Origin of the sequence: Streptomyces himastatinicus ATCC 53653 (assembly GCF_000158915.1) — a bacterium.
GTDB classification, from domain to species: Bacteria; Actinomycetota; Actinomycetes; order Streptomycetales; family Streptomycetaceae; genus Streptomyces; species Streptomyces himastatinicus.
In genome coordinates, this window is record NZ_GG657754.1 from 9,428,216 (window position 1) to 9,429,357 (window position 1,142).

Below are 1,142 nucleotides of genomic sequence, written 5' to 3' on the forward strand. Positions count from 1 at the left end.
TGCGCCACCTCAACCCGGACACCGCCACCCGGCTCGCCGCACCCGCACCGCCCCGGATCGCCTTCAACTACCTCGGCCGCTTCGAGGCGGACGGCGAGCGGGACTGGAGCCCGGACGGGAGCGTCCTCGCGTCCGGCGCGTCGCCGGAGCTGCCGTTGGCGCACGCCGTCGAACTCGACTCCGTCATCGTCGACCACCCCGAAGGCCCCCGGCTCACCGCCATGTGGTCCTGGGCCGGTCGTCTGCTGGACGACGCGCCCATGGCGGACCTGGCCGGGCGCTGGTTCGACCACCTCGCGGCGCTGGCCGCCGGTGCGGACGAGCGACCGGTGGCTCCCGTAGCGCATCATGAGGGCGAGGCGTTGCCGCTGGCGCCCCTCGCCCAGGGGCTGCTGTTCCACTCCCAGTACGACCATGGCGAAGACGGCGGCGCCGACCCGTACCTCGTCCAGTTCGTCTTCGAGCTGACCGGCGAACTCGACGCCACGGCGCTGCGCGAGGCACTGCGCGCTCTGGTGCGCAGGCATCCGAATCTGGCCGCCGGGTTCCGGCCGGACACCGTCGGCAGGCCCGTGCAGCGGGTGCCGGACCACATCGACGTTCCGTGGCGGGAGGAGCGGGTGGCATCCCCCGAGGAGGAGGCCGCCTTCCTCGACCGGGACCGGCGTGTGCGGTTCGACCTCGCCGAGCCGCCCGCGCTGCGCGCCACTCTCCTGCGCGCCGCCGGGCAGCGCCACGTTTTCGTGCTGACGGCCCATCACATCCTGCTGGACGGCTGGTCCTGGCCGATAGCGGTCCGGGAGCTCTTCACCCTCTACGCGGGCGGCACGCCCCCGGCCGCCACGCCGTACCGCGCCTATCTGGACTGGCTCGCCACGCGCGACCCCGAGGCCGACGAGGCCGCGTGGCGCGGTGTCCTGTCCGGGCTGGACGGCCCCACCCTGGTCGGCGGGGAGCGCGGCCGGGACAGTGCCGACCCCTACGGCCAGGCCGATGCCTCGCTGGACGCCGACGTGACGGACGCACTGCGGCGGGCGGCCCGCGCGCACGGGCTGACCGTCAACACCCTCGTACGGCTCGGCTGGGCGATGCTGCTGGGCGCCCACACCGGCCGTGACGACGTCGTCTTCGGCGCCACGGTC

1 protein-coding gene is annotated in these 1,142 nt (G+C 74.6%); it reads left to right on the forward strand.

Annotated features, from left to right (window positions below):
- Nucleotides 1-1,142 (forward strand): condensation domain-containing protein (locus SSOG_RS39920; protein ID WP_039939824.1); only part of this gene is annotated, 1,142 nt, incomplete at both ends.